At 39.5% G+C, this 19,190-nt stretch carries 23 protein-coding genes and 2 riboswitches; of the genes, 5 read left to right on the forward strand and 18 right to left on the reverse strand.

Annotation, left to right across the window (positions count from 1 at the left end):
• Positions 1-3: 3 nt before the first annotated feature.
• The 5 genes from ACSBQP_RS06260 to htpX form a co-directional block, all read right to left on the reverse strand.
• The gene (locus ACSBQP_RS06260) at positions 4-186 is read right to left on the reverse strand and encodes a hypothetical protein (RefSeq protein ID WP_017359457.1); all 183 of its coding nucleotides are present in this window, start codon (positions 184-186) and stop codon (positions 4-6) included.
• Positions 179-343: a hypothetical protein gene (locus ACSBQP_RS06265; RefSeq protein ID WP_008346124.1), complete on the reverse strand. Its 165-nt coding sequence runs from the start codon at positions 341-343 to the stop codon at positions 179-181. The genes ACSBQP_RS06260 and ACSBQP_RS06265 overlap by 8 nt, the downstream gene beginning before the upstream one ends.
• Entirely contained in the window at positions 340-867 is a 528-nt protein-coding gene (locus ACSBQP_RS06270; protein ID WP_017359458.1) for a DUF421 domain-containing protein, read from the reverse strand. Before ACSBQP_RS06270 ends, ACSBQP_RS06265 begins: the two co-directional genes overlap by 4 nt.
• A 300-nt stretch (positions 868-1,167) precedes the next feature.
• Complete coding sequence (locus ACSBQP_RS06275) at positions 1,168-2,514, reverse strand: TrkH family potassium uptake protein (RefSeq protein WP_007498761.1); 1,347 nt, start codon at positions 2,512-2,514, stop codon at positions 1,168-1,170.
• Positions 2,515-2,657: 143 nt separating this feature from the next.
• Entirely contained in the window at positions 2,658-3,557 is a 900-nt protein-coding gene (gene htpX, locus ACSBQP_RS06280) for a protease HtpX (RefSeq protein WP_007498762.1), read from the reverse strand.
• A gap of 278 nt (positions 3,558-3,835) precedes the next feature.
• Here htpX and ACSBQP_RS06285 point away from each other — a divergent pair, with 278 nt between their 5' ends.
• Both ACSBQP_RS06285 and ACSBQP_RS06290 read left to right on the forward strand, forming a co-directional pair.
• The gene (locus tag ACSBQP_RS06285) at positions 3,836-4,552 is read left to right on the forward strand and encodes a DUF1836 domain-containing protein (RefSeq protein WP_008346133.1); all 717 of its coding nucleotides are present in this window, start codon (positions 3,836-3,838) and stop codon (positions 4,550-4,552) included.
• 124 nt (positions 4,553-4,676) lie between these two features.
• Positions 4,677-4,871: an alpha/beta-type small acid-soluble spore protein gene (locus tag ACSBQP_RS06290; RefSeq protein WP_008346135.1), complete on the forward strand. Its 195-nt coding sequence runs from the start codon at positions 4,677-4,679 to the stop codon at positions 4,869-4,871.
• Between the two features lie 39 nt (positions 4,872-4,910).
• Here ACSBQP_RS06290 and ACSBQP_RS06295 read toward each other — a convergent pair whose 3' ends face one another.
• From ACSBQP_RS06295 to ACSBQP_RS06310, 4 genes are all read right to left on the reverse strand, one after another.
• Positions 4,911-6,104 (reverse strand): anti-sigma-I factor RsgI family protein, encoded by a 1,194-nt coding sequence (locus ACSBQP_RS06295; protein ID WP_435028264.1) that lies wholly within the window; start codon positions 6,102-6,104, stop codon positions 4,911-4,913.
• Positions 6,101-6,856 carry an RNA polymerase sigma factor SigI gene (gene sigI / locus ACSBQP_RS06300; protein ID WP_008346139.1) on the reverse strand — a complete coding sequence of 252 codons (756 nt, stop codon included), beginning with the start codon at positions 6,854-6,856 and terminating at the stop codon, positions 6,101-6,103. The genes ACSBQP_RS06295 and sigI overlap by 4 nt, the downstream gene beginning before the upstream one ends.
• A 215-nt stretch (positions 6,857-7,071) precedes the next feature.
• Entirely contained in the window at positions 7,072-7,863 is a 792-nt protein-coding gene (locus tag ACSBQP_RS06305) for a TerC family protein (RefSeq protein ID WP_035392277.1), read from the reverse strand.
• Positions 7,864-7,895: 32 nt separating this feature from the next.
• Positions 7,896-8,066, reverse strand: a riboswitch (yybP-ykoY riboswitch).
• 78 nt (positions 8,067-8,144) lie between these two features.
• Positions 8,145-8,759: a DedA family protein gene (locus ACSBQP_RS06310; protein WP_007498772.1), complete on the reverse strand. Its 615-nt coding sequence runs from the start codon at positions 8,757-8,759 to the stop codon at positions 8,145-8,147.
• Positions 8,760-9,007: 248 nt separating this feature from the next.
• Here ACSBQP_RS06310 and ACSBQP_RS06315 point away from each other — a divergent pair, with 248 nt between their 5' ends.
• The gene (locus tag ACSBQP_RS06315) at positions 9,008-11,431 is read left to right on the forward strand and encodes a bifunctional diguanylate cyclase/phosphodiesterase (RefSeq protein ID WP_035700516.1); all 2,424 of its coding nucleotides are present in this window, start codon (positions 9,008-9,010) and stop codon (positions 11,429-11,431) included.
• A 234-nt stretch (positions 11,432-11,665) separates the two neighbouring features.
• On the opposite strand, the gene ACSBQP_RS06320 is transcribed toward ACSBQP_RS06315, so the two are convergent.
• The 3 genes from ACSBQP_RS06320 to ACSBQP_RS06330 form a co-directional block, all read right to left on the reverse strand.
• Positions 11,666-12,130: a MarR family winged helix-turn-helix transcriptional regulator gene (locus ACSBQP_RS06320; protein WP_088004396.1), complete on the reverse strand. Its 465-nt coding sequence runs from the start codon at positions 12,128-12,130 to the stop codon at positions 11,666-11,668.
• Between the two features lie 356 nt (positions 12,131-12,486).
• Positions 12,487-12,645: a hypothetical protein gene (locus ACSBQP_RS06325; protein WP_035700511.1), complete on the reverse strand. Its 159-nt coding sequence runs from the start codon at positions 12,643-12,645 to the stop codon at positions 12,487-12,489.
• Between the two features lie 38 nt (positions 12,646-12,683).
• Positions 12,684-12,839, reverse strand: coding sequence for a hypothetical protein (locus tag ACSBQP_RS06330; protein ID WP_008346151.1), 156 nt, complete (start codon positions 12,837-12,839; stop codon positions 12,684-12,686).
• 192 nt (positions 12,840-13,031) lie between these two features.
• On the opposite strand from ACSBQP_RS06330, the gene ACSBQP_RS06335 reads away from it, so the two are divergent.
• Positions 13,032-13,361 carry a MerR family transcriptional regulator gene (locus ACSBQP_RS06335; protein WP_007498778.1) on the forward strand — a complete coding sequence of 110 codons (330 nt, stop codon included), beginning with the start codon at positions 13,032-13,034 and terminating at the stop codon, positions 13,359-13,361.
• Between the two features lie 245 nt (positions 13,362-13,606).
• On the opposite strand, the gene ACSBQP_RS06340 is transcribed toward ACSBQP_RS06335, so the two are convergent.
• Positions 13,607-13,969 (reverse strand): cupin domain-containing protein, encoded by a 363-nt coding sequence (locus ACSBQP_RS06340; protein ID WP_098680936.1) that lies wholly within the window; start codon positions 13,967-13,969, stop codon positions 13,607-13,609.
• Positions 13,970-14,169: 200 nt separating this feature from the next.
• Between ACSBQP_RS06340 and ACSBQP_RS06345 the strand changes: the two genes are divergently transcribed.
• The gene (locus tag ACSBQP_RS06345; protein ID WP_435028265.1) at positions 14,170-15,033 is read left to right on the forward strand and encodes a LysR family transcriptional regulator; all 864 of its coding nucleotides are present in this window, start codon (positions 14,170-14,172) and stop codon (positions 15,031-15,033) included.
• Between the two features lie 133 nt (positions 15,034-15,166).
• On the opposite strand, the gene ACSBQP_RS06350 is transcribed toward ACSBQP_RS06345, so the two are convergent.
• The 5 genes from ACSBQP_RS06350 to ACSBQP_RS06370 all read right to left on the reverse strand — a co-directional run bounded on the left by ACSBQP_RS06350 (position 15,167) and on the right by ACSBQP_RS06370 (position 19,147).
• Positions 15,167-15,565: a hypothetical protein gene (locus ACSBQP_RS06350; RefSeq protein ID WP_007498783.1), complete on the reverse strand. Its 399-nt coding sequence runs from the start codon at positions 15,563-15,565 to the stop codon at positions 15,167-15,169.
• Between the two features lie 101 nt (positions 15,566-15,666).
• On the reverse strand, positions 15,667-17,025 hold the full coding sequence (mgtE, locus tag ACSBQP_RS06355; RefSeq protein WP_007498785.1) for a magnesium transporter: 1,359 nt from the start codon (positions 17,023-17,025) through the stop codon (positions 15,667-15,669).
• A gap of 207 nt (positions 17,026-17,232) precedes the next feature.
• Positions 17,233-17,396: riboswitch (M-box (ykoK) riboswitch) on the reverse strand.
• Between the two features lie 131 nt (positions 17,397-17,527).
• Positions 17,528-17,671: a hypothetical protein gene (locus ACSBQP_RS06360; protein ID WP_008346168.1), complete on the reverse strand. Its 144-nt coding sequence runs from the start codon at positions 17,669-17,671 to the stop codon at positions 17,528-17,530.
• Positions 17,672-17,845: 174 nt separating this feature from the next.
• Positions 17,846-18,364 carry a PepSY domain-containing protein gene (locus ACSBQP_RS06365; RefSeq protein WP_008346169.1) on the reverse strand — a complete coding sequence of 173 codons (519 nt, stop codon included), beginning with the start codon at positions 18,362-18,364 and terminating at the stop codon, positions 17,846-17,848.
• Positions 18,365-18,457: 93 nt separating this feature from the next.
• A complete protein-coding gene (locus tag ACSBQP_RS06370) occupies positions 18,458-19,147 on the reverse strand; it encodes a PepSY domain-containing protein (RefSeq protein ID WP_241511869.1) in 690 nt (229 codons plus the stop codon).
• Positions 19,148-19,190: the final 43 nt, after the last annotated feature.

The raw sequence follows: 19,190 nt of genomic DNA on the forward strand, positions 1-19,190 counted from the left end.
TATTTATTTTTTGTTTTTCTGTTCAGTATGACATTCATCGTTTTTTTTAGGCTTCATTAAGGTATCAATCCATTTACTGCTGTTTATATCTCCCAGCTCGCTGCCAAATTCCTCTTGCAAGATATCGGGGTTCATCGGTTTTTTATGGTCTTTCATATCTTTACTTTTCACATGTTTTTTAGTCACGAGATGCTCCCCCTTGTTTACCTTGATGAGAATTTCGGTTCGCCTGGCGGTCTTCTGATTGCTCGTCAAATTGTGTTTGTCCTTGATCGTGTGCCATGCTTTCTGTAGGCGTCATATTATTCGTGAGTGCTTCATTTTTTGCTGTTTTTCTTTTCATTTGTCATCATTCCTTTTTAACATGTTTAGTTCTTCGCTCAATTGATCAAACAGCTCTTTCATTTGTTTGACTGTCACTGGTTTTTCCTCAGGCTTTAACTCATATCCAATTTGCCCATTCGCTTCTAGCGTTGCTTTTTTGAGACTGCTGATGTCTGTGATGCCCTGCTGCTTTAAGCGCATTTTGAATTGGTCCCTTGTCAGCCGCGTTTTTTTTAGCTTGTGATCAAGCATTTCTCCATCCTCTAAAATCACCACAGACTTCCCTGAAACCAATTTTTCAAAAAAATCAAATTGGATCGACAGCTTTTCCATAATCACAAGCGCCACAATAAAAATGGCGGCCGCATAAATGGTTTCAAGTAAATTATGCTCAATAAAGGGTTGGATAATAATCGATCCAATTGAAATCATGATGACTGTCTGTTGAACCGTTAATTGACTAATGGATTTAGGCCCTGCTATTCTCAGCAGCAAAGTACCAACGAGCAGCATTACAATTGCTTTCCATAACACATCCAGCACGTCTCTTTCACCTCTTACCTATAGATTGCGAACATCCTTTGTGATTTAGCCAGTTATATAATGGAAATAAAAAAACCAGCATTCAGTAGGAATGCTGGTCTGATTGTCGACAAAGAGTTAAAATGATCGTTATTTTAACTCTTTGTCTTCTTTTCAGCGTGATAGAAAACCTTTGCAGTCTAGGAAAGTCGAGCACCGGAGCAGAGCGAATTTGACATTCGTGAGCACCGGAGCACAGATTTGACAACGAATGCGAGGGTTTGTCTACACGCTGAAACCAGCATTCAGTAGGAATGCTGGTTAGCCGATGATCACACGCTCTTTCGGATAATGATAATTCGCTTCACTTTCCCGGCGGCCAATTAAATACAAGAAGCTTGGAATTCCAATCCGTCCTATAAACATGACGACCATAATAATACACTTACCAAATACGGACAAGTCAGACGTAATTCCGAGCGACAGTCCTGTTGTTCCGAATGCAGAACAAACTTCAAATAAAGTTTCAAGAAGTGTATGATGGTCTGATAAAGTTAACAGAAACGTAGCACCAAACACTAAAATAAAGGCCATCATCGTCACCATGAGGGATTTATTAATGTCCGCTTGATGAAGCTCTCTTTTAAAGATTTTAATGGACTTATTTCCTCTCGCAAAATGAAACAAAGCAAGTAAATTAAGGGCAAACGTGGTTGTCCGAATTCCGCCCCCTACCGAGCTTGGAGATGCCCCGATAAACATCAGCAAACATAAAAATAACAGTGTCGGCTCTGTCAATTGCGTAATATCTAATGTCGAAAGCCCGCCACTTCTGGTAGCTGTTGATTGAAACAAAGAATAAAACAAGATTTCATGCCAGCTCTTCCCTAGAAAAGTAAACCGAGCTTCAAGTGCATAAATCCCAATTGCCCCAACGACAACAAGGAGACCAAACGTGATCGTTGTAATTTTCGTAAACAATGAAAACGATGCATGTTTTCGGTCTTGATTGAATAAATAATCCTTTACTTCGACAAGTACCGGAAAGCCAATAGCGCCAAAAATGATGAGCAGCATCGTGATAAATTGGACGAAATAGTCATCTTTATAAGGAATTAACGAATTTCCAGTAATATCAAATCCTCCATTGGTTGTGGCACTGATACTAGAGAAAAATCCGTGTAAAAAAGCGCCTTGCACATCGTAATACTTTAGAAAATACATACTTAAAATCAGACCGCCTACAAACTCAATCAGTAAGATTAAATATAAGACCTGCTTCATGAGTTTTACAATTCCTGATAAGTTGCTCTGGTTTTGGTCTGCCATAATTAATTTTCTTTCTTTAATGCCGATCCTTTTTCGCATAACCAGCCAGACGAATGTACCAAGTGTCATAATGCCGATACCACCGATTTGCAAAACAAATGCAAGGATCCACATCCCGGTCACACTAAATGTTTGTGACGTATCGACAACAGTCAGACCCGTGACACTGACAGCACTCACAGCTGTAAATAGCGCATCAATAAATGTCCATTTGACTCCTTCTTGGTGAGCCACTGGCAGACTGAGTAGAATGAACGACACGGTCACAGCAAGAAAATAATAAAGGGCAATCAGCTGAAAAGCCGACAGCCGGTCGATTAGTTTTTTCATTGGATTCATGGTTATTCCTTCTTTTATCTTTCTTTTCGAATACTATATCATTTTAATGAAAAGAGAGAAGATTTTAAAGGTATTTTGTGCTTTATTTACTTTTTCATCAAAAAGAAAAAGACATCCTTACGCAGAATGTCTTTTGATCTTTCTTATTTTGCTTCGAGTCTTCTAATTCTTTCGTTTAAATCAGGGTGTGTTGAGAAAAGAGAAGCTTTTCTTTTACCACTGATTTTCAGTGTAGCAACAGCTGTTTGATCATCATCTTTAATTCTTGATGTATACGCCTCTAGTGAACGGAGCGCATGAATCATTTTATCTTTTCCTGCAAGGTCCGCACCGCCGCGGTCTGCATGGAATTCGCGATGTCTAGAGTAAGCAAATACGACAAGGCTTCCTAAGATAGAGAAAATAATTTGGAAGACGATCACAGCGATAAAGTGAACAATCGGCACAAGCTCTTCACGTGGAACGAAACGGCTTGCGATCCATGCCGCAATTCTTGAAAGGAAGACAACAAACGTGTTGACGATTCCTTGAAGTAACGTCATTGTAACCATGTCACCGTTCGCTACGTGAGCGACTTCGTGAGCGATAACCCCTTCAACTGCTGCATCATCCATTTCATGAAGCAATCCAGTTGATACGGCAACAAGCGATCTTCTTTTAGAAGGACCTGTCGCAAATGCATTTACTTCAGATGATTGGTAAATACCGACCTCAGGCATTTTAGAAAGGCCTGCTGCTCTTGATAGTCTGTGAACGCGGTCAACAAGCTGCTGCTCATCATATGTTAAAGAATCCTTTTCTGGATTTAACACACGCACACCCATCATCATTTTTGCCATCCAGCGAGACATCGCTAGTGACATAAACGAGCCTACAAAACCAACAACTGCACTGAATACAAGAAGATAAAGGATATTAAGTCTTCCGTCTGCTCCTATATAAGAACCAACACCAGTTGCTGCACTAATAACCGATAGGACAATACCAATCGTAGTGATAACAAGAATGTTCGTTAATATAAACAGAAATATTCTTTTACCCATACATAACCTCCGCTGTCATATTAAGTTCATTTGAACTTATTAATAAAATTATAAAAATAAACGTCTCAAATTGCAAGGAAAAAGGAATCGTTTTCTATGTTTATCATACTGGCTCAAACCTCGTCATTTCAATGATTACGCTACTTGCATCCGCAAACAAGTGAACAAATTGTGACGCACCGGTCCTATTTTAGTTTATTTTGCATTTTCATTAAAAAGAGATTATGATGTTGAATTAGATCAATAATCACGTTTTTGACGTACAAATGAGGTGGAACATGGTGACTTTTAAATTAACGAGAATTGACATGACGAGACTTCTGTATTCTCTAAAAGGCGAGGGAGATCTGACTCCGCTTCAGCTTTTGAATTTATCTGTAAAAAGCGATAAGGAACATGAATATGATGAATTAAAAATTCCTTCGTTTTTTGAAAAACTCGAACGGCGGAAGCAAAAATCAGAGCACGGGCTTTCAACGAACGAAATCGTTGAGCTTGGCAACTTGTGTGAGCTGACTTCTCTTAAATCGACAGCCATTCAAAACTGGATCAAGCGCGATATTAAAGATATGATCGGCCATCCAGAGCTTGGCAAGAAGTACTCCATTGATCAGGTCGTTATTTTATTAATTGTCCGGGATTTAAAATCAGTATTTGATTTTGATTCTATTCGTATGATCTTATCTGCCTTATTTAATACGATCACAGATCGAACGGATGATATTATCAGCCCCATCCGTTTTTATGAAGCATATGCGAACGTCCTTGATTTTATTTATCACCATACACATTTTCCATTAAAGGAAACGAATTTACGAGAAATGACAGAAGAGCAGACGGACAAGCTCCACGAAGAGTTTACAGAATTGACGAAGCCGCAATGGCAATTGATTAAAGGCATTATCAGTTCCACAGTTTTCTCCGTTTTCACTTCTCACTTGCAAAGCACAGCGCAAGAAATGATGTTTAATACGCTTCAGCTGAAAAAGGCTTAAAACTGAGCCCGAGGTGACCTTCATCACCTCGGCTTTTTTGTGCAGCAATTGCCAGCATAATTGCAGGCTGTTTTTTTCAAAATAAGAAGGCGCAACAAACATGAGGTGAAAGGAGGAATATGTGATGGCAAATCGAAATCAACTTCTTGTTCCTGGAGTAGAACAAGCTTTAGATCAATTTAAATACGAGATCGCTCAAGAATTTGGCGTGAATCTCGGTTCAGATACAGTCGCACGTTCAAACGGTTCTGTTGGCGGCGAGATGACAAAAAGACTCGTACAGCAGGCGCAATCTCAAATGGGCCATTCAACTAAATAAAGACATGGTGAAATACGCCGGATCTATTCTGGCGTTTTTTTACTGTTCATATGTAGGCTCATCCCGGTTTTCACGGTATGAGGGCGGTGTGTTTTTTCCTTTTTGTTTGACGCCATCTCTGTTACGTTCACCGTACTGACGATTCTGACCACTGTCGTTTTTTTTTACATGCTTTTCAGTATCACCACGTGATGTGCCGTTTGGATGTTTTTTTTCATCTGGATCAGTTGAGTGATTTTTTTTTTGCTCTTTGTCTTTTTCAAAAGAGCGATCCTTTTCTTCTTTTCCCTTTTTCTCTTTGTTGTCAAGATTAGGGCTTGTTTGGTGAGGCTTTTGAACAGCTCCTTGCTCTTCCCTCTCAACTTCCTTCTGCTCTTTGTCTTCGCCTTCAGGAGCCTCTTTATCCGGCTGCATCTCATCGCTACCGTCTGTCTTGATGTCTTCTTTTTTGTCTTCGTCTTTTTGATCTTCATCAGCATTTTTCGGCTCTTCTTCTTTGACAGCCTCATCATCTGCTGGATCTTCATCTTCTTTTTTAACGTCCTCTTGTTCGTTGTCTTGCATTTCTTGATTTCTAATATAAGTTCCTGTTGAAATGCCTGCTTTTTGTGCCTTTTCTCTTGTTTCCAGGTCACCTTCCACAGTTTCTAGCTTATAATTGCGCTTTTGATATTCCCCCGAGATGGTGCTGATTTTACTTTTTACGTTTGTTTTGTATGTATGATCCTGCTTGTTTTCATAAACAGTTGAAATATAAATGCTTTTAGAGTGGTTCACGTATCCTTTTTTATCACAATCATCGATGATTTCCTGCACGACTTTGGTCATGTCGTTTTTTTCTAAATCTTTCATACTGGCCAGTACTTGCTTCGCATCTTTATTCAGCGGAGTGACACCGATCACTTGATAATTGTGATCGAGTTTCAGCTCAAAGCTTGGGTTAATGTCAATCGTCATATATGCATATGCTTTTTGACTTGAGAAAGATGGCATCATAGTGAAAATCACGACAATAATTGCTGCAATTGATAGAATTCCTGCATTTAACGGACGTAAACGAAGCAGGTCAAAAAAACCGGCTCTTTTTCTTTCGAGACGTGATTCATTCGGAAACGTCACTTCTTGACCGATTTCATAGTCTTGCTGTTCATACTTTGTCCGCAGAAATTGTCCATCAGGGGTCAGCAGTGTGACATATTTTTTGTTTTTCTCTACTATAATGCCTCTTCTCATGAATTAAGCACCCCTTTAAGGTAATCTTTCAAATACACATAATCACCTGTCATAATGATCGCCATCGCAATAATATATTTTCTATTTCTCTCAATCGTTTTGCGGCTGACTTCCACTAGCTTTTCCAGCTGTTTGACTGGCAATTGTTTTTTCTGAAATAAAATGGTTCTCAGTTCATCATGCTTCACGAGTGTATGGGCCACTTTAATGGCATTTTGTCTCGCATCCGCATGCTTTGGTGAATGCTCAAGCAGTTCTTGAAACGTAAGACCATATACTTTCAATCGTTCTTTAAAATGTTCAATCTCTTCTCTTCTATGTTCTTGTTCAATTAAACGCCTATATTCATTTGCAGAAAGCTCTGCTTCAATCATGCTTTGCGAGTACTCGCCATTCTCACTTTCTTGAAGGTCCATTTGAACCGTTGGCGCGTTTCTTGCTTCTTTTCGAATATAGTCGATTACTTTTCTTTTAATAATTAACTCCGCAAATGCAAGGAGTGAGTTGCCTTTTTCGGCAGAGTATTTTTCTATCGCTTCATTAAAGGCAATTAAGCCTACGCTAAATTCATCATCTTTTTCATCTATATATCGTTTACAAACGGATGAAACCGTCTTAGCGACAAATGGTTTGTATTGCTCTATTAATGCATTTTGCAGCTCGGTATCACCCTGTTGGATGTTGATTGCCGACTGCTCTAATGTTTGCTTTTTCTTTCCCTTTTTAAACAAAAGGCTAAGCAATGGTTTCACCTCAGTTCTCCCTATATTACTCATTTATGATAGCTAATTTATGAGGGAAGCGCAAAGGAAGAAATGAGGAATTCATTTCCTGTTACTCAATTGTGACATGTATTTCTTTATCTACTTTACAACGTTTCGTTTAAAAGCAAAGAAATAAGGGGGTATCCCCCCCTTTTTTGTAATATACGTGTTATGAAAATGAAATGATATTTCTTTCAAAAAACCTACTCTTCCAGCCGCATCTCTTGTTTTTCCTCGTTTTGCTGGCTGCCTTTTCTTGATGGACTTGATAAAAACCAGCCAAATGCTGCAATCGCGAGAAGGACCGTCCAGAAAATGATTTTCCATAATGTTGAATGAATGAAATGAGAGGACACGACCCCAATAGCTGGATGAGAAAGTGTATAGAGCGTCAGCTTCACGCCAACCCATCCAACAATGACAAATGCTGCTGTTTCTAGGCTTGGTCTCGTTTTAAGCAGTTTCACAAATACAGTCGCCGCAAACCTCATGATCACTAGACCAATGATACCGCCTAATAGAATGACAATAAATTGACCGCCATCAAGCCCACCAATTTGTGGAAGGTTTGTTACTGGCAGAGTCACAGCTAATGCAACGGCTGCTAAAATAGAATCTACTGCAAATGCAATGTCAGCAAACTCAACTTTTACGACGGTTGCCCAAAAGCCGCTTTGTTTCATGTTTGTGTCTGCTTCCTTTTTCTTAAATACGTGCGATTTTAAAATATGGTGAATCGAAATATATAGAAGATATATTGCGCCAATGGCTTGAACTTGCCACACATCTACTAAAAACGAAATAAGAAAAAGAGAACCAAATCGCATGACAAATGCTCCCGCAAGTCCGTAAAATAATGCCTTTTTTCTTTGTTTTTCAGGAAGGTGTTTGACCATCACAGCCATAACCAGCGCATTATCAGCTGCTAAAATCCCTTCTAATCCAATCAATACGAGAAGAACCCACCCGTACTCTAAAATAATTGCTGCATCCATCATCATTCCTCCTTATTTTTTATCTATTGTCCCACAACAGACAAAGGCTTATGAATGCAAAAAAGACCTTTGCCTGTAATGGCAAAGGTCTTGCTAGACATGTGATATGTAAATCATGCCAACAAAGCCGATGGAATGAGGTTCCATGTAATGACGACTTTGTTTCCGGTAAAAACCGGACGCTACTCCCCTTTGGTGGGATTAAGAATATTTAGATTACTTATATCATAATCAACAGACCCCGTATTGTCAACAGGTGACTTTTCATCTTCACCCACTGATTAAGCCGTTGGTGTTTCTGTTTTTCTTTTTCTTCGTTTCAGCCACACGTAGAGAACAAACAATAAGAGCATACCAATTCCAATCGGCAATACATATGGTTCTAAAATGGTTCCAACCTCTTGCCAGTTCTCCCCAAGGACAAATCCTAGATACACATATACAAATGTAATTGGCGTAATCGCCAAAAACGTATACAGGCAAAAAACCCACACATTCATCTTCGCAATCCCGCACGGAATGGAAATAAGGGTTCTGACCCCTGGAATAAACCGGCCACTAAACGCAACAAATCCGCCATGTTTTTCAAAAAAGGCATCCGATTTATCAAGTGACTCAGGTTTCACAAAGAAATATTTCCCATATTTATTTAAAAAGGGTCTCCCTCCATAACGTCCTAACCAGTACAAGGTCAAGGGGCCTGCCACACCACCAATAGAACCGGCAGCCACAACACCGATGAAGGCCATGTCCCCTTTTGAAACCCAGTAACCTGCAAGAGGCAACACCACTTCAGCAGGAACAAATTCAATGCATAATGCAAGAAAGATGCCGAAGTACGACAAATTCTTAAAGGCATCAGCTAATGAAATAATAAAATCTTCGATGTTTATCAATCCCTTTCACACATAATCAGTTTGACAGGCTATGCTTGCAAATCGTACCGTGCCACCTATTAAACGAATAAAAAACCAAAAATGATTCACTTTTCTTCGTTTTTTTACATTAAATTTGATTTTACTATAAAAAATGTTCAAAAAAAATGCTGAATGCCCTTTTTAAGTAAAGGAAAAGTGAACACAGGCGCCACTTGATCCGATATATTAAGTATATGTCTGTTTTTAGATACAGGAGGTTTTCTTACATGACACATTTAACAGGAAGCTACAACGGATGGCTTGTCTTTCTGTCAGTCGCTGTCGCCGCTGTCGCCTCCTACTCAGCTCTTCAATTAGCCAGCCGGGTGATCCAGTCGAGCGGCGCAAAGAAAAGAGTATGGTTGATCATTGGTGCGATGATCATGGGGATGGGAATATGGTCAATGCATTTTATTGGCATGATGGCGTTTCACCTACGCTCTGGTATCACATATGAAACACCCTTACTCATTTTATCGATTTTGGCCTCTTTTATCGGTTCTTTCATTGCATTTTCAATATGTATTCAGCAACAACTTTCTACAAGACGACTTTTGATTAGTTCGATCACGATGGGCTCAGCTATTTGCAGCATGCACTACCTCGGATTGGAATCAATGGCGAATGTCACCATCAGCTATGACCCTGTTCTCTTTTTTCTTTCGTTTTTTATTGGTGCGCTCGCTTCATTCTTTTCATTACACCTTTTTTTCCGGCTCCATCGCTCTGAGAAAAGGCGGGGAGATCAGCTGTTAAAAATAGCGGGTGCACTGATGATGGGCGGTGCTGTTGCGGGCATGCATTACACAGGCATGGCGTCTTCGACGATGTTTTTTCATTCAGATGGTCAGGTCGCTGCGGGTGGTTCTCTTGAAATGTCACCATTTAGCCTGTCCATTTTCATCGGCCTGATGACGCTTATCGTCCAATCACTTATGATTTTCGGCGCCTATATTGATCACCGGATTATGTCACAATCCGATCAGCTAAAAGAAAATGAACAGCGGTTCCAATCACTGATCAAACATAATATAGATGGGATTATCGTGTTATCTGTTGATCGAAAAGTGATATCTGCGAATGATCCAGGCAAACACATTTTGAAAATGTGCAATTCCTGGATTGGTGATGATGTGAGTCAATATGTCATGCCGACTGAGATGTGGGAAGACTTTATTGATCAATCTAAAAAAGCAATTACGCGTGAAGCAGAACTGAAAGCAGCAGATCGTTTTTATTATTATCATGTTACATACATACCCGTACACGTCAACCATACACTTGACAGCATTTATCTCGTTTTAAAGGATTTAACCCAGCAGAAGATTGCTGAAAAAGAAATTCATGTGATGGCACATTATGATGCATTAACTGAACTTCCGAACCGTCGTCACGGAATTAATCATTTAAATGATGTTTTATCCGCTCAAGAAGAGACAAAAACGTCAACGGCAGTTCTTTTTCTTGATTTAAATCGGTTTAAAATTATTAATGATGCCCTTGGTCATAACATAGGCGATCTGCTGTTGAAAGCCGCCGCAAACAGACTAACCAAATGTTTGCCTGACAATGGTTTTATTGCAAGAATTGGCGGTGATGAATTTTTAATGATCTTCCCTCACCTGGAGCATGGTACACATAAAATTGAACAGCTTTCGAAAAACATCATTCGCCAATTTGAACGACCTTTTTTCATTCAAAACCATCAGCTCATTACATCCATTAGTATTGGAATCGCCATCTCTCCGCAAAACGGAAAGAATGGCATGGAATTGATGAGAAAAGCAGATATGGCCATGTATTTATCAAAGAAACATAAACAAAGCCGCTATGAATTCTTTACTGAATCTATGGAGAGATTGAGTGAGGACAGACTCAATCGCGAACTGGAGCTACGAGATGCCATTCAAAGAAAGCAGTTTGTGCTTCATTATCAGCCGCAAATCAGCGCCAAAACAAGACAAATGACAGGTGTTGAAGCCCTTTTAAGAATGAAAGCACCAGACGGTTCTCTAAAATCACCCGAGGCTTTCATTGAACTTGCTGAAGAATCCGGCCTGATTATCGATATTGGAAGGTGGGTCATTGACACGGCATGTCAGCAGGCAAAATTGTGGTATGACAAGCAATTGAAAATCCCTGTAGCGGTCAATTTATCTGCTAAGCAGTTTAACTCTGAAGACTTAATTGATTTGATCAAACTAACGCTAAAAAAATACGACCTTCAACCATCACTTCTTGAGCTTGAAGTGACAGAAAGCATGACAATGGATAACATCAAGCAGTCAAAACAAGTACTGACATCTCTAAAACAACTTGGCGTCCGTATTAGTATTGATGATTTTGGTACAGGCCATAGCTCTTTAAGCTATTTGAAGGATTTGCCGATTCACCGTCTGAAAATTGATAAATCATTTATCGAGGATATTTTGAGTGATTCAAAGTCTGAGCAAATCACAGGGGCTATTATTGCAATGGGGCACCAGCTATCTCTAGAAGTCATTGCTGAAGGTGTTGAAACTTTTGCACAAGCACAACTTTTATCTACGCAGGGCTGTGACGATCTACAAGGCTTTTATTATGCCAAGCCACTTCCAGCTAGTGATATTGAAAAATTTATCGCCTATCCTGCTCATCAGCTGGATACATAAAAAAGGTGCCAACCATGGCACCTTTCAGCGTGTAGACAAACCCTCGCATTCTTTGTCAGTCCTGCGTGCTGGTGCTCACGAATGTCAAATTCGCTCCGCGCCAGTACTCGTCCTTCCTAGACTGCAAAGGTTTTCTATCACGCTGGGCTGAAAAGAAGACAAAGGGCTAAAATCAAGTTCATTTTAGCCCTTTGTCAACAATCTAAAAGGTGCCAACCATGGCACCTTTTCGTTTTATCTAAATAACAAATGCTGACTGTGAATACCTGCTTTTTTCAGCAGACTAATTAATTGCTCCTGTTCTTCACGCGAAAGACCAGAAAACGCCCGCGCAATTCGAAGAGAATGGATTGGATAAATTTTATCTAGATAACTGCGCCCTTTATCCGTTAAATGGGCATAAACTGACCGTTTATCCTTTGGGTCCTGTTCTCTTTCAATGAAACCATTTCGTTCTAACTTGTCAATTACGTACGTCACATTCCCGCTGACAAGCAGGAGTCTTGAGCCGATTTGCTGAAGTTTTTGAGCACCTCTCGTATACAGTAATTCGAGAACGGCAAATTCAGTTGGATTGAATCCATGCTCCTTGCTGTCTCTAATACTGTGTTCGGAAACGCTTTTAAATGCTCTTGCAAAAACTTTGTAAAGCGTCATTGAACGTTCTACTTCTTCTTCATTAAACGATAGTCTCATCACATATCTACCTCTTATAATATTTTTTTAACTTCAAGGCTTTCTTGCGGTGCAGTTGGAGCCTTTCGTAAAAAATAGAAGTACGTTTTTGAAAACCCTTTCAACCACATAAGTGACTCCATTCGTGTTATGTATAAGATTTCGATATAAACTTTTAAAATCCTTCTTATTTTTCACAATCATCTCGAAAAAAAGCTTTTCCAGCAAACCATCAAGTTACGACAAATTTTAACATAATCTGTAAAGGCTCTATATTTTCTTACATTTGATTCGTCAAATTTCTACAAAATTCAATATTGCTATAATATTAAACACGCAAAAAAAGAACCCTTCATGTGACAGTGCACATGATAGGGATGTTAAAGATAGCGGTCTGTTTTGTTGAAAAAGAAATGATACTCTTTTTTTAAGTCACTAATTGTCATGTTCTTGGTCATATCAGGGCTATATACCCCAAGTGAGCAAAGCTGCTTCGTATAATAATGTCTTTCTTTCGCTAAAGCTTCTTTTAGCCGCACGACATCTCCCCTCCTATCAATGGATATGGATCGGGTGCTTATGAGGACTTTTTATACAAATCATTTTGTACGGCTCTAAGAAGAGCATGTGCATTCTGACCCGCAGCCTGCATGAACTGCTCCAGCAGTTCATCCCTCTTCACATCTAATGCGATGATTTCTTTTGCCATACGGATGATCTGTGTTTTCTCCATCAAGTGCGCCTCCTCCTCATTTTTTCTTTTTATTATCATATGTTCACGTGACATGATTTGCACGTTATATGTTAATTTTCCTTCCATTGTTTTTCACTTTTTTCATTTTTGTGTTATATTATCTAACAAACGTTAGGTTTTTTTACTGACTGTTCGATATAATATGAAGAAAAGACTTGCAGGGGTGAGGATATGACGCAGGAAGATGTATCTTATAAAGATAAAAAAGTCATTTCAATCGGGATTGTCAGTGAATTAACAGGGCTTTCCGTCAGGCAAATCCGATATTATGAGGAACGGAAACTCATCTACCCCCAGCGCTCAACAAGAGGCACACGAAAATATTCTTTTTCTGATGTAGAACGTTTAATGGATATCGCCAATAAACGGGAAGATGGTGTGCAGACAGCGGAGATTTTGAAAGACATGAAGAAAAAAGAACAGGCATTAAAAAGCGGACAATATAAGAAAAAGATGCTGGAAGGTCAAATTAACGCGCACTTCCGGTACAAGAATCGATGAACTAAATAACAATCGCTTACTCAGCAAAATATACTTAGTATCTGATCGTCCTGAATATGAAACGATGAAAGCACAAACCGATTCTTGCTGAAGAGTTTATTTCAGGTAGTGAAAGCAAATGCGTTACAGCTCATCTGAATCATTGAAGCAACAAAACGAGGCAGCAATTGCAGCCTCGTTATTAGCTAAAACAACCATTCAACTATTTATCACCTAAGATACTTGATCTTTAACGATTTAGTTTTTCAAATTTGTTCAGGAATCGAAACAGTTCGTTCATTGAGCACATTCCCCGTGTTTAGCGTCGTTTTGGGTTCTATTAAGAGCAAGTGAACTTCTTCTTCAGCAATTGGCTGATGTTCAACTCCTTTTGGAATCACAAGAAATTCTCCTTCATGAAGCGTTATTTCCCTATCCCTAAAACGGATGACTAGATTGCCTTTCCACACAAAGAACATTTCATCCTCATCATCATGGTGATGCCAAATGAATTCACCCTTAATTTTCACCATTTTCATGTATGAGTCATTCAACTCTCCACCTATTCTAGGATTCCAATAATCATTTATTTGCGAAAATTTTTCTTCGATATTTACCTTTGAAATCAATCGATTCCCCTCCTTATTAAATGGAAACGTTTAATTGCCACAGCTAAGAAAATCTCATTTTCTCCTCTCAATCAGATAAAAGGGACGCAATGAGCATCAACCTCTTCTATCATTTAGTTTACACACTCCATTGGATCACGTAAAATCAAAAAATAGCATATAGATCATCACAATTTATGATGCAAAAAAGGAGAGTTAGTTTGGATATTAAATCTTTGGAAGTATTTAAAGCCGTTGCCATTGAACAAAGCATCACAAAAGCTGCTCAAAAATTAAATTATGTGCAGTCCAATGTCACCGCAAGAATCCAACGTCTTGAACAAGAGTTAGGTGTACCTCTTCTCTATCGATATCATAAGAAAATATCTTTAACGCCTGCAGGACGTGAACTACTGCCCTATGTAAATAAATTGCTATATGATTACGAAGAAGTGATAGAAGCAGTAAAGCTTTCCTCTACTCCGCGAGGATCTTTACACATTGGATCTATAGAGTCCACCGCATCTACAAGATTGCCCAGCATTTTCACAGAATATCACAAAAAATTTCCACAAGTAGAATTGAGCTTGTATATGGCACCTACAGTCGACCAAGTTAGCGCTATCCTCAACTACAAAGTAGACGGGGCCTTGGTAGATGGGCCAATTCTTCATCCAGAAATCATCGAGTATCCTGTATTGGAAGAATCCCTCGTTCTCATTACAAGCTACTCCACGGAGCAATTCCAGGTAGAATCTATTTTACATGAGCCGTTGCTCTCGTCATTCGCCCATTGTATTTATTTAGGACGATGGCAAAAGTGGCTAGAGAACAACGGCTATCCTCCTATGAAGGTCATGGAATATGGTACGTTAGAGGGCGTCCTTAAATGTGTTGAAAGCGGGCTGGGAGTGACTATATTACCAAAATCTATGGTTGAATCTCGGGGAGAAGGCAAATTCACCTGTCATCCATTACCAGAACCACATCGAATCGTGCCCACTGTGTTGATCAGGCGACGTGATTCGTACATGACCAGTGCCCTGTCACAATTTATGGAGTTAATAGGCATTACGAATATGTGATCTGAGACAGATCATTGTTTTCATTATTAAGAACATGTGTGATAAAAAAAGAGGATAGATAGAGCGACATTCTTTCAGCTCTTCTATCCTTTTACATTATCTCAACTTATGCCAAGCATATGAACGATTCTTTTTATTTAGATGAAGCGTCAGTTCCTTCAACAACCCCTACAAAGTCAATCCGTACGCCGCCTTTTTCAGGATCTTCTTTCACCCGAAAGGCAAGCGCCTTTTTTTCTCCAGTGTTTGCATCTTTATAATTTGCATGAAAGACGTGGATGCTGGCTTCTTCCAATTGAAAATCTTCATAAGAAAGCGTCTCAATTCCCCATTCCTTTTTCGATTTAAGAATGTCACTTGGGCTTGGGACTGCGCCTTCGACATAGACGTTGTCCATTTTTCGTTTATTTCCTTCAGTTATCGCTTCAAGCATATGCTCTGATGCTACCAGTCTTCTATCTTTTCCCTCGTCTTCTCTTGAACATGCACTTAGCAAAACAATGCACATGAAAATGAATAAAAACTTCTTCATTTTTCTCTCCCACCTTCTCCTTAAAATGTAAAGGATGGAAGCGCTATATGCAATCTTTATTCAAAAAAGACTGTAAAACGTTACATTTTACAGTCTTTTGACTACATCAGTGTATGAAGAAATGCTGTTGCAATTCCAAAATAGATGAGTAAGGATAAAATATCATTCAATGTTGTGATCAGTGGTCCAGATGCAATGGCTGGGTCGACGTTTAATCTGTGTAAAATAATCGGCACGACCGTACCTGCCATTGTCCCAATAATCAGTGTTGCAAGAAGCGAGGAACCAACAACAAAACCTAAAATCATATTGCCCTGCCATACCATGGCAACGACCGTAATAATGATTGAACAAACAATCCCAATATAAATACTTGTTCTCAGCTCTCTGAAAATCAAGCGCATAATGGTTTTTTTCGTTAATTCTTCTTTTGACAATCCTCTAATAACAACCGCTAGAGACTGTGTCCCTGTATTCCCTGTCATACCTGCAATCATCGGCATGAAGAATGCTAAAGCAACGACTTGCTGCAGGGTATCTTCAAAATAATTTAAGATACTGCCTGAAATCAGCCCAATGAATAAGAGCAAAATGAGCCATGGAAGACGGCGGTATGCCGCCACAAATGCCGGTGTGTCGAACGTGATATCTTTACCAGAGGCAGCAAACTTTTCATAGTCTTCTCCTGCCTCTTGAATCACAACATCAATGATATCATCGACTGTCACAATTCCGACTAAGACATTGTTCTCTTCTACAACAGGGATGGCAAGGAAATCATATCGCTCAATGAGCTTTGCGATTTCTTCCTGGTCTTGAAAGGCACCAACGGCAATGACTCTTGTAAACATAAGATCCTGCACTTTTTCATCCGGTTCACCTAAAATAAGATCCCTGTATGAGAGTACCCCTACAAGCTGTTTTTGATCATTTATGACATATAAGTAGTTGATCGATTCGGCAATTTCAGCAAAGCTTTTCAGTTTCACCACGGCATCTTGAACCGTATAATGCTGCGGAATCCAAACGTACCGATTGGTCATGATCCGGCCTGCTGTCTCAGCAGGGTAATTCATGAGAAGCTGGACGGCCTTGGATTCCTCTGCTTCCATGTTAGATAAAAGCTGATCCTTCAGCTCATCCTCCATCTCATCAAACAAGTTGGCAAGATCATCGTTATCCATTTTGTTTGTGACGAAGGTGGCTTTGTCTTTCCCTACTTTTTCAAGAACAATCTCTTGATATTCCCGCTCCAGTTCACCCATCATTTCCGTCACGTCATCGACTGTTAAAAAGCTGAGAAAGCGGCCGCGGTGTTTTTCTGGAAGCTCCTTGAATAAGTAGGCCATATCATAAGGCTGCAGTTCTTCCATAATGTTTTTAAATTCTTTACGTTTTCCATCTCTTAGTAAAATAATGATGCGTAAAATGAGTTCATCGTACGTAATGTTCTGTATCATCGCTGTTACCTCCCCAAAATCAGGAGATACCCGAATCCCTTAGATTGTGCGGGGGTCAGGATCTCCTCTATCTGATGTGTCAATCTGATCTTTTGACATACTCTCTATGTGTCTCGAATCGGGATGATCCATCCCCACACCTCCTTTTCTCATAAAAAAGCACCTTCAACCGAATGAAGGCGCTTTGTAAGCATGACAAATAAACACTTGCTCCTTCAATCGTAGAGCTTTAGCACTGTATGGCATAGGATTCATCCAGCTGCATTAAAAATCACCTTATGTCGATGATTCCTGTTGACCCATTGGCGTCTTTGGACATTTTTGGGCAGCAGCGTATCTCCATACAGGAGCCTCACCTAACGAAGTCTCATATTGTTGACACACTGAGATTACAGAAAAAGCGCAATGATGTCAATAAGCAAGATGCCAAGTTTCCTGATGTATTCGCTTTCTTTTCAAAAAAAGAGCGATCGACAAGTTGACCATCGCCCTTTCATGTCTTTTATTCTTCTTCCGGCTGATTCATATCCTCTTGGGAGAGGAGATGAAAGGAATCATGCAAAAACAAAGCATATCCTTCTCCATCAGGATGGGGAACATATTCCGCACGATCCATCGTCTGTTCTTCTTCTTTTTTCTTCATCATATTCTCTCGCCTCCTTTCAAGTAGTTTGTCCCAATGAAAAAACCTTACACATAAAAGTGTAAGGTTCAGCATGTGCGTGCTGGTGCTCACGAATGTCAAATTCGCTCCGCGCCAGTACTCGTCCTTCCTAGGGCTGCAAAGGTTTTCTATCACGCTCAAAGGTTCATTTATGGCTTAATCGTCCCATTCTTGCTTGAGGATTTTGCCTGTTTTAGCGGAAATCTCAAAATCAACTTCTTCGCCGCTTGGTGTCGTAATTTCAATTTCATACAAGTACACACCATTTTCTTTATCTAATTCTGAATCTGTGACTGTTCCTTTTACTTTTGCAAGGGCAATTTGTTCAGCCTGTTTTTTGGTGATTTTTACATTTTGTTTCTTTTCTTTGACTGGATCATTGAGCGCTTTGCCTGTTTTGGCATCGACATATACTTTATATTCAAAGCCGCCTTTTTTAATCTCGACCTCATATACCCATTTTCCTTTTTTACGCTCAAGATCTACATCATCTACATAGCCTTTCACAACTTTTAATGCTGCTTTTTCAGCCTGTTTCTTTGAGACAAATGAAGATTTCTTTTGCACCACTTGTTCGGCATTTGCCGTTTGATTTGTATTTTGCGCTTGAAGGGTGAAACCACCTGCGACAAGGGCTCCTGTGAATGCTGTAGCGACTAGTACTTTTTTTATCATATTTCATTCCTCCTCTGTTTGATTTCTCCTTTATCTTAAAAAAACAAGATGATAAAGGAAGGAAAGGAAGATGAGAAAATCATGAGAAAATGATTAGTTTTCGTACGTAATGCCTTCAATATCTCCTGTATAGGCATTCACTAATACCTCTGCCTCTCTCCCATCCGGCAAATCGAGCTCTACCTCAAACACGAGCATTCCGCTAAAAGTTTCAAGATCTGCATCATCCACTGTGCCGCCCACTTCTTTTACGGCAATCTGAATGGCTTCTTCTACCGTTATTTTTGTCAGCTTCTTTTCTTTAGAGGTTGGCTTTTTCTTTTCTGCTTCAATCACCTTGAACGTATCTTTCTCAACATCCACTTGATACAGTTCTTTTTTTGATTGAATCGTAAAGATAAAGCGATCCGATTTTTCTTTCTTTTGAATCACAGTACCCTTCACTTTTTTCACTGCCGCTTCTTCTGCTTGAAGTTCGGCATTTTTCTCATTTGGTTTTTGATAGCTCTTTAACTGTTTCATCTCTTTCATTTGACCGCTTGAGGAAGATGCAATGATTTGATAGATGCCATTTGAATTTTCAAGCGTCAATGTATAGTCTTGTTTATGATTGATCAGATCAATATTTGTGATGTTTCCATTGTAGTCTTTTGCGATGATCTTTTTAATGTCTGCTTCGCTTAATATTTTTTGGTCAATGGTTTGAATCATGAGCATTGCAAAGGCCACAAGAATGAAAAGACATCCTGCGAGCGTAAGCAGCATTTTCATTTTTTTAGACATGCAGCGCCTCCTTCCTATTTCCTATTTTATAAGGAGGAAATGA

This window comes from Bacillus sp. G402 (assembly GCF_051172515.1).
In the GTDB taxonomy this organism is placed as follows: domain Bacteria; phylum Bacillota; class Bacilli; order Bacillales; family Bacillaceae; genus Bacillus; species Bacillus altitudinis.

Bases quoted from the DNA above. Each gene is read 5' to 3' on its own strand.
- ACSBQP_RS06265 (WP_008346124.1), bottom strand. From the start codon at position 343: ATGAAAAGAAAAACAGCAAAAAATGAAGCACTCACGAATAATATGACG.
- ACSBQP_RS06275 (WP_007498761.1), bottom strand. From the start codon at position 2,514: ATGAATCCAATGAAAAAACTAATCGACCGGCTGTCGGCTTTTCAGCTG.
- htpX (WP_007498762.1), bottom strand. From the start codon at position 3,557: ATGGGTAAAAGAATATTTCTGTTTATATTAACGAACATTCTTGTTATC.
- ACSBQP_RS06285 (WP_008346133.1), top strand. From the start codon at position 3,836: ATGGTGACTTTTAAATTAACGAGAATTGACATGACGAGACTTCTGTAT.
- ACSBQP_RS06290 (WP_008346135.1), top strand. From the start codon at position 4,677: ATGGCAAATCGAAATCAACTTCTTGTTCCTGGAGTAGAACAAGCTTTA.
- ACSBQP_RS06295 (WP_435028264.1), bottom strand. From the start codon at position 6,104: ATGAGAAGAGGCATTATAGTAGAGAAAAACAAAAAATATGTCACACTG.
- ACSBQP_RS06305 (WP_035392277.1), bottom strand. From the start codon at position 7,863: ATGGATGCAGCAATTATTTTAGAGTACGGGTGGGTTCTTCTCGTATTG.
- ACSBQP_RS06315 (WP_035700516.1), top strand. From the start codon at position 9,008: ATGACACATTTAACAGGAAGCTACAACGGATGGCTTGTCTTTCTGTCA.
- ACSBQP_RS06330 (WP_008346151.1), bottom strand. From the start codon at position 12,839: ATGGAGAAAACACAGATCATCCGTATGGCAAAAGAAATCATCGCATTA.
- ACSBQP_RS06335 (WP_007498778.1), top strand. From the start codon at position 13,032: ATGACGCAGGAAGATGTATCTTATAAAGATAAAAAAGTCATTTCAATC.
- ACSBQP_RS06350 (WP_007498783.1), bottom strand. From the start codon at position 15,565: ATGAAGAAGTTTTTATTCATTTTCATGTGCATTGTTTTGCTAAGTGCA.
- mgtE (WP_007498785.1), bottom strand. From the start codon at position 17,025: ATGATACAGAACATTACGTACGATGAACTCATTTTACGCATCATTATT.
- ACSBQP_RS06360 (WP_008346168.1), bottom strand. From the start codon at position 17,671: ATGATGAAGAAAAAAGAAGAAGAACAGACGATGGATCGTGCGGAATAT.
- ACSBQP_RS06365 (WP_008346169.1), bottom strand. From the start codon at position 18,364: ATGATAAAAAAAGTACTAGTCGCTACAGCATTCACAGGAGCCCTTGTC.
- ACSBQP_RS06370 (WP_241511869.1), bottom strand. From the start codon at position 19,147: ATGTCTAAAAAAATGAAAATGCTGCTTACGCTCGCAGGATGTCTTTTC.